The sequence below is a fragment of the Aquabacterium sp. genome (assembly GCF_034003525.1).
Classification (GTDB): domain Bacteria; phylum Pseudomonadota; class Gammaproteobacteria; order Burkholderiales; family Burkholderiaceae_C; genus Aquabacterium.
The window spans coordinates 315,108-322,725 of sequence record NZ_JAVEYN010000001.1 but is presented as its reverse complement, the minus strand read 5'-3'; the positions used below and the strand labels follow the sequence as shown (position 1 = coordinate 322,725).

6 protein-coding genes are annotated in these 7,618 nt (G+C 64.6%); 5 read left to right on the top strand and 1 reads right to left on the bottom strand.

Translation table 11 applies throughout. The features are described from left to right. Positions 1-93 precede the first annotated feature (93 nt). The 3 genes from glyS to RBT42_RS01430 are packed head-to-tail and all read left to right on the top strand — an operon-like array spanning position 94 to position 3,777. Positions 94-2,265 carry a glycine--tRNA ligase subunit beta gene (gene glyS / locus RBT42_RS01440; RefSeq protein ID WP_320361877.1) on the top strand — a complete coding sequence of 724 codons (2,172 nt, stop codon included), beginning with the start codon at positions 94-96 and terminating at the stop codon, positions 2,263-2,265. A 37-nt stretch (positions 2,266-2,302) separates the two neighbouring features. Then, a complete protein-coding gene (gene gmhB / locus RBT42_RS01435; protein WP_320361876.1) occupies positions 2,303-2,911 on the top strand; it encodes a D-glycero-beta-D-manno-heptose 1,7-bisphosphate 7-phosphatase in 609 nt (202 codons plus the stop codon). Further along, positions 2,908-3,777, top strand: coding sequence for a SprT family zinc-dependent metalloprotease (locus RBT42_RS01430; protein WP_320361874.1), 870 nt, complete (start codon positions 2,908-2,910; stop codon positions 3,775-3,777). The genes gmhB and RBT42_RS01430 overlap by 4 nt, the downstream gene beginning before the upstream one ends. Positions 3,778-3,790: 13 nt before the next feature. Here RBT42_RS01430 and RBT42_RS01425 read toward each other — a convergent pair whose 3' ends face one another. After that, complete coding sequence (locus RBT42_RS01425) at positions 3,791-4,867, bottom strand: MBL fold metallo-hydrolase (protein WP_320361873.1); 1,077 nt, start codon at positions 4,865-4,867, stop codon at positions 3,791-3,793. A gap of 122 nt (positions 4,868-4,989) precedes the next feature. Here RBT42_RS01425 and can point away from each other — a divergent pair, with 122 nt between their 5' ends. Both can and aceK read left to right on the top strand, forming a co-directional pair. Beyond that, positions 4,990-5,670 (top strand): carbonate dehydratase, encoded by a 681-nt coding sequence (gene can / locus RBT42_RS01420; RefSeq protein WP_320361871.1) that lies wholly within the window; start codon positions 4,990-4,992, stop codon positions 5,668-5,670. Positions 5,671-5,678: 8 nt separating this feature from the next. After that, positions 5,679-7,592 carry a bifunctional isocitrate dehydrogenase kinase/phosphatase gene (gene aceK, locus RBT42_RS01415; protein ID WP_320361870.1) on the top strand — a complete coding sequence of 638 codons (1,914 nt, stop codon included), beginning with the start codon at positions 5,679-5,681 and terminating at the stop codon, positions 7,590-7,592. Positions 7,593-7,618 lie beyond the last annotated feature (26 nt).

The following is a 7,618-nucleotide window of genomic DNA, read 5'->3' as shown; positions in this document are numbered from 1 at the left end:
CCTCGACAGCCGCGCCCGTCTGGGCTTCCCGATGGCCCCCAAGGCCTGGGCTGACGAAGTCATCGAACAACTGAACAAGAAAGCAGCCTGAGCATGAGCACCGCCAACCTCCTGGTTGTATTGTTTGTAGAAGAGCTGCCCCCCAAAGCACTCAAGAAGCTGGGCGAGTCCTTCGCCACGGTGCTGGCCGACAGCCTCAAGGTCCAGGGTCTGGCCCCGGCCGAGGCCGTGGTCACGCCGTTTGCGTCGCCGCGCCGCCTGGCCGTGCACGTGACCTCGGTGGCCGCCAAGGCCGCCGACCAGGCCGTGCAGCAAAAGCTGATGCCGGTGAGCGTGGCGCTGGACGCCAACGGTCAGGCCACGCCGGCCCTGCTCAAGAAGCTGTCGTCGATGGGCCTGGGTGCCGAAGCAGTGCCGCAACTCAAGCGCGCCCCCGATGGCAAGGCCGAGGCCTTGTTCCTGGACAGCATCAAGCCTGGCGCCACCCTGGCCGAGGGGCTGCAGAAGGCCCTGGATGACAGCCTGGCCAAGCTGCCGATCCCCAAGGTCATGACCTACCAGTTGGAGCAAGGCGAAGGCGTCGGCTTCCAGCCTGGCTGGACCAGCGTGAACTTTGTGCGTCCGGCCCATGGCCTGGTCGCGCTGCATGGCGAGCAGGAAGTGCCGCTGTCGGTGCTGGGCCTGAAATCGGGTCGCGCCACACAGGGCCATCGGTTTGAAGCCCGGGTCAGCCCCGTCATCCTGAAGACCGCCGACACCTACGCCGAGCAACTGCAGCACGAAGGGGCCGTGATCGCCAGCTTCGCCGAGCGCCGTGCCGAGATCGTGCGTCAGTTGAACGCCGCGGCGGCCCAGGCGGGGAACGGCCTGCAACCGATCGAAGACGAAGCCCTGCTGGACGAAGTGACGGCTCTGGTCGAGCGCCCGAACGTGCTGACCGGTCGTTTCGAACAGGCTTTCCTCGATGTGCCGCAAGAGTGCCTGATCCTGACGATGAAGGCCAACCAGAAGTACTTCCCGCTGCTGGACGCCTCGGGCAAGCTGAGCAACCAGTTCCTGATCGTCAGCAACATCAGCCCGGCCGACCCGAGCGCGGTGATTGGGGGCAACGAGCGCGTGGTGCGCCCGCGTCTGGCCGACGCCAAGTTCTTCTTCGACCAGGACCGCAAGAAGACCTTGGAGTCCCGCGTGCCGGGCCTCAACAAGGTCGTCTACCACGGCAAGCTGGGCACCCAAGGGGAGCGTGCTGAGCGCGTGCGCGCGATTGCGCACGCCATCGTCAGCCAGCTGCGCCTGGGGACGCTGCCTTACACGGTCGATGTCAAGGACCACTTTGACGTGCTCGACAGCAAGGCCCAACAGGCTGCGTTGCTGGCCAAGACCGACCTGCTGACCGACATGGTGGGTGAGTTCCCCGAACTGCAGGGCATCATGGGCGGCTACTACGCCCGCCACGAAGGCCTGCGTGACGGCGTGGCGATTGCCATCGAAGACCACTACAAACCCCGCTTTGCCGGCGATGCGCTGCCTCGCAACAACACGGGTACCGTCGTGGCGCTGGCCGACAAGCTCGAAACCCTGGTGGGCCTGTTCGGCATCGGTCAGTTGCCCACGGGCGACAAGGACCCGTTCGCGCTGCGTCGCCATGCGCTGGGCGTGATCCGCATCCTGATCGAAAAGAACCTGCCGCTGGAGTTGCCGGCCCTCATCGAAGCCGTGCTGCCGCCTTTTGGCGAGCTGATCAGCAACCCGGCCGAGCACCTCCTGGTGTTCTTCTCAGACCGCCTGGCCGTGTCGCTGCGCGAACAGGGCTACAGTGCCCAGGAAGTCGATGCCGTTCTGGCGCTGCAACCGGCCCGTCTGGGCGAGGTGCCGCGTCGCCTGGCGGCCGTGCGTGCGTTTGCCGCACTGCCCGAAGCGACCGCGCTGGCTGCGGCCAACAAGCGCGTGGGCAACATCCTCAAGAAGGCCGACACCGCGGTCGAGGCCAAGGTGGACGAGGCCCTGCTGCAGGAAGCCGCCGAGAAGGCACTGTATGCGGCGCTGCAGACCGTGGCACCTGCGGCCCAGGCCGCGTTCGAGCAGGGCGACTACACCGCGTCTCTGCAGGCGCTGGCGGCGCTGCGCACGCCGGTGGACGCCTTCTTCGACAGCGTCATGGTCAATGCGGACGATGCAGCCCTCAAGGCCAACCGCCTGGGCTTGCTGGCCACGCTGCACCAGGCCATGAACCAGGTCGCCGATCTGTCCAGACTGGCGGCTTGATCTGAGCGGTCGCAGCCACCATCACCCCGGAGAGGCCATGAAACTCGTCATCCTCGACCGCGACGGCACCATCAACCACGAACGGGAGGACTACATCAAGTCGCCCGAGGAGTGGGTGCCTTTGCCCGGGGCGCTGGAGGCCATCGCGCGCTTGAATCACGCGGGCTGGCACGTGGTCGTGGCCACCAACCAGTCCGGCATTGGCCGGGGTTTGTTCGACATGGTGGCGCTCAACGCCATGCATGCCAAGATGAACCAGTTGCTGGCGAAGGTCGGCGGGCGCGTTGAGGCGGTGTTCTTCTGTCCGCACACGCCTGAAGATCACTGCACTTGTCGCAAACCCATGCCGGGCCTGTTCCAGATGATCGGCCAGCGTTTTGGGCGCAGCCTCGATGGGGTGCCCATGGTGGGTGACCTGCCTCGCGATGTGCTGGCGGCGCAGTCTGTGGGGTGTGAGCCCCATCTGGTGCGGACCGGCCAGGCGGCCACCATGCCCGAGTCGGAGTTGCAGGCCTTGCGTCAACAGGTTGCGGGCCTGACCATTCACCCCAACCTCTCAGCCTTTGCCGACTATCTCATCTTGCGCGAGCAGCGTGTGCAGGGCGAGGACGGTCCTGTGACCACGCACACCGGAGAGATCAGTTGACCCTCGGTCACCCCGATCAACTGGGCTTGTGGGGTGACGGTGCCCCCCCCGACCGGACCGAGGATGCGGCGCTGTTGGCGCCGTCGCATGAGCAGCACGCGGTGGCGCAGTTCCGGCATCCGCAGGCGGAGCGCGAGATCGTGTTGGGCAAGGCGGTGGTGGCGTATGCCGTGCAGCGGGCCCGCCGGCGCAGCATCGGCATGGTCGTCGGGGTTGAAGGGTTGACAGTGCGGGCGCCCCGCTGGGTGGCCTGGGCCGACATTGAAACGGCCTTGCGCGCCAAGGAGCGCTGGATCTGCAAGAAGCTGGGCGAGCAGCGCGAGCGCGCGCATCGCCAGCAGGCCGCCCGCATCGATTGGTGCGAGGGGGCGAGTGTGCCCTTTCTGGGCGAATCGCTCGTCGTGGTGCTGGAGCCAGGCTTGAAAACGCCGGTTCTGAGAGAAGGGCATGCCCTGCAGGCCGGTTTGCCCGGCGTGGCACAGCGTGCCCTGCATGTGGGCTTGCCGCAGGATGCCCCGCCCGAGAAGATCCGCGATGCGGTGCTGGCCTGGATGCGTCACCACGCGCGGGCCCATTTCAGCGCGCGGGTGCAGCACTATGCGGAGCGATTGCAGGTGCGGGTCACCCGCATCACCTTGTCCTCGGCGCGCACGCGCTGGGGCAGTGCCAGTGCCGATGGCTCCATTCGCCTGCACTGGCGCCTCGTCCATTTCAGCCCGGCCATCATCGACTATGTGGTCGCCCACGAACTTGCCCACCTGCACGAGATGAACCACAGCCCGCGCTTTTGGGCCGTGGTGCGCTCCGTCATGCCCGACTATGAAGGCGTGCGCGAGCAGTTGCGCCATGTCGTCATGCCGGACTGAGCCGGCTCACGCCTCAGACCGCTTCGAAGCGCCAGACCCCATCGCTGTCCTGCCCGCGTCGCAGCTGGCCCAGGTGCCAGAGGTGATTGAGGTGGGCCACCGCTTCGCCCATCGCAAACGTCGTCTGGTGCAGGTCTAGGTGACGCTGGAACAGGATGGGCAGCATGTCGGCCGCGCTGCAGGGGCGCTGGTGGCAGGCCGTGAGCACGTCGTGCAGTCGGTCTCGGTGGTGTTCCTTGAGCTGCTGGATGCGGGTGTGGATGCCAGTGAACGGCAGGCCGTGCGAGGGCAGGGCCAGAGTGTCGGCAGGCAAGGCCGTCATGCGATCGAGCGAGGCCAGGAACAGGCCCAGCGCATCGGCTTCAGGCTCCATGTCGGTCACGCTCACGTTGGTCGAAATGCGCGGCAGCAGCATGTCGCCCGAGATCAGCAGGCCATCGCGCTCGTTGTACAGCGCCATGTGCTCGGGCGCATGGCCGTAGCCGGCCAGACATTGCCAGCTGCGCTCGCCGATCTGTAGCTGCATGCCGTCCATCAGGCGACGATAGGTGTAGGGCACGCTCGGCACCATCGAGGCGTAATAGCCGCCGCGCTCGCGGATCTTGGCCATGCCGTCGGGATGGTTGAGCCCATGGCTTTCAAAGTAGTCGGCAGCCCGGTCGCCGCCGTAGCCGGTGGTCTCGCGGCAGGCGAGGGTGGCCGCCAGATGGTCGGCGGCGCTCATCCACAAGCGCGCAGGCTGCGCACCGCTGAAGTGTTCGATCAGCCACTGTGCGTTGCCCACGTGGTCAGGGTGCATGTGGGTGACCAGCATGCGGCCCAGGGGCTTGTCTGCCAGCGGGCCGGCCCACAAGGTCTGCCACAGCGTGCGGATCGCCTCGGTCGCCACGCCCGCGTCCACCACGGTCCAGCTGGGCCGTCCGTCAAGGTCATCATCGAGCGCCCACAGGTTGATGTGGTTCAGCGCAAAGGGCAAAGGCATGCGCACCCAATGCAGCCCGGGGCGCAGGGTGAGGAGGCTGCCCGGGGCGGGCAAGGTGTCACCCCACGGGTGCTGCATGGGCGGGAAATCGAGCGGAGAGGCGGGCATCGCGGATGGCGGCAGGAAGGGTGGAGGGCAGACCTTCGATTGTGAGGGCAGTGCTGACGTGGATGTCCGATTAATGGGCAGAGGGTGGTGCATTCCCATGCCGGCGTGTCTACACTGTCGGCATGAGCCTAGACCATCTTTTTGACAGCAACCGTGAATGGGCCCGCGACGTCGAACGACGCACGCCCGGTTTCTTCTCCCGCCTGCAGCAGCAGCAATCTCCCGAGTACCTGTGGATCGGCTGCAGTGACAGCCGCGTCCCAGCCAATGAAATTTGCGGCGTGCTGCCCGGCGAAATGTTCGTCCACCGCAACGTCGCGAACGTGGTGGCGCACTCCGACCTGAATTGCCTGTCGGTGATGCAGTTCGCCATCGACATGCTCAAGGTCAAGCACATCATGGTCGTCGGCCATTACGGCTGCGGTGGCGTGCGTGCCGCGATGGACGATCTGCGCATCGGCATCGTCGACAACTGGATCCGCCATGTCAAGGATGTGCGCAACAGCCATCTGGACTGGCTGAACACGGTCCCGGAAGGCCCGTTGCGCTACGACGCGCTGTGCGAGCTCAACGTACTGCAGCAATGCTTCAATGTGTGCCAGACCACCATGGTGGAAGACGCCTGGGCACGCGGCCAGGAAATCGTGGTGCACGGCTGGGTCTACGGTATCCAGAACGGGCTGATCAACGACCTGTGCATGTCGGTCAGGAACAGCGCTGATGTGGTGCCCGCTTACGAGCAAGCGGTGGCGCAATTGCGTGAACGCTATGCCGCCGCGGTGGCGGCCCAGTCATCTCAATGAGGTTGCCGATGGACCGCAACGCCACGTTTCCCCAGCAGCTGACCGATTCGCGTGTGTTCGAGATCGCGCGGGCCTTGCTCGATGGGTTTGATCGTCACTACAAGATCTTCAGTGAAACCAGCGCGCAGTCCAAACGACGCTTTGAGGATGCCGACTGGCATGGGCAGCAGACCGCGCAGCGTGTGCGCATCGAGTTCTACGACCTCCGGGTCAAGGAAGCGGTCGAGCGACTGGAGAACGACTACGGCGCCAGCACCCTCCCCATGGAGGTCTGGCACCAGATCAAGCTGTTCTATATCGGCCTGCTCACCGGTCACCGTCAGCCCGAGCTCGCCGAGACCTTCTTCAACTCGGTGACCATCAAGATCCTCGATCGCAAGTACTACCGCAACGATTTCATCTTCGTGCGGCCTGCGGTGTCTACCGAGTACATCGACGATGACGAAGAGGGCGGCTACGGCACCTTCCGCGCCTACTACCCCACGCGCGAGAACCTGCTGGGCATGCTCAAGCAGATCGTGCTGAACTACGAGTTGCGCGTCCCCTTCGACGACCTAGACCGTGACGTGCGACTGGTCTACGAGTCGCTCATCGAGCAGATCGGGCATGTGCGATTGCGCACCAATTTTCAGATCCAGGTACTGTCGTCCCTGTTCTATCGCAACAAGGGTGCCTACATCGTGGGCAAGATGGTCAACGGCTTTCGCAGCCTGCCGTTCGCCATTCCCATCCTGCACAACTCCAAGAGTCGGCTCTACATCGATGCGGCCCTCTTCGGTGAAGACGACCTGCTGGCCCTGTTCAGCTTTGCGCGGGCTTACTTCATGGTCCACATGCCCGTGCCCTCGGCCTATGTGCAGTTCCTGCGCTCGCTGATGCCGCGCAAGCCTCGCGCCGAGCTGTACAACGCCATCGGCCTGCAAAAGCACGGCAAGAACCTGTTCTACCGCGATTTTCTTTTCCACCTGCGCCATTCCGGCGACAAGTTCCGCATCGCTCCCGGCATCAAGGGCATGGTGATGTTGGTGTTCGATCTGCCGTCCTATCCCTTCGTCTTCAAGGTGATCAAGGACTACTTCCCGCCCCAGAAGGAAATCACGCGTGAGGGCATCAAGGGCAAGTACCAGCTCGTCAAGCAGCACGACCGCGTCGGGCGCATGGCCGACTCGCTCGAGTTCACCAACGTGGCCTTCCCCCTGCATCGCTTCGATGAGGAGCTGATCGACGAGCTCAAGAAATTCGCCCCGAGCGTGATGGAGGTGGATCACGAAGAGCAGACGCTGGTCATCAAGCACCTCTATATCGAGCGGCGCATGATCCCGCTCAACATCTACATCCAGGAGGCCGAGGGCGAGTCCCTGGAGCACGCTGTCATCGAATACGGCAATGCCCTCAAGGACCTGGTGGCGGCCAACATCTTCCCCGGCGACATGCTGTGGAAGAACTTCGGTGTGACCCGCAATGGCAAGGTCGTGTTTTACGACTATGACGAGATCGAATACGTCACGGACTGCAACTTCCGCAAGGTACCTACGCCTCGGAACGAGGAAGAGGAAATGTCAGGCGAGATCTGGTACTCGGTGGGACCGCGCGACGTGTTTCCGGAGACGTTCGGGCCTTTCCTGCTGGGCGACCCACGGGTGCGCCGCATTTTCATGAAGCATCACGGCGACCTGCTGGAGCCGGAGTTCTGGCAGCAGCACCAGCAACGCATCCGCGAAGGCTATGTGCACGACGTGTTCCCCTACGACCGAGGGCGTCGCTTTATCCATCGGATTCAGAATTTGCAGGCCCTCATCGAGCCTTCTGCCGAGGTGGCCCCGGTCGAGGAGCCTGTGGAGGTGCCGCCCTTGGGCAGCGCGGTGCACGACCAAGGCACCTTGTCTGGCTTTCAGTCGGGCGGCACGAGCAGCGCCGACTGAGCGGCCACCGTTGGCCCACGTGTGGG

What these genes read in the sequence shown, in the direction of transcription:
- glyS (WP_320361877.1), top strand. Translation starts at nt 94, where the DNA reads ATGAGCACCGCCAACCTCCTGGTTGTATTGTTTGTAGAAGAGCTGCCC.
- gmhB (WP_320361876.1), top strand. Translation starts at nt 2,303, where the DNA reads ATGAAACTCGTCATCCTCGACCGCGACGGCACCATCAACCACGAACGG.
- RBT42_RS01425 (WP_320361873.1), bottom strand. Translation starts at nt 4,867, where the DNA reads ATGCCCGCCTCTCCGCTCGATTTCCCGCCCATGCAGCACCCGTGGGGT.
- can (WP_320361871.1), top strand. Translation starts at nt 4,990, where the DNA reads ATGAGCCTAGACCATCTTTTTGACAGCAACCGTGAATGGGCCCGCGAC.
- aceK (WP_320361870.1), top strand. Translation starts at nt 5,679, where the DNA reads ATGGACCGCAACGCCACGTTTCCCCAGCAGCTGACCGATTCGCGTGTG.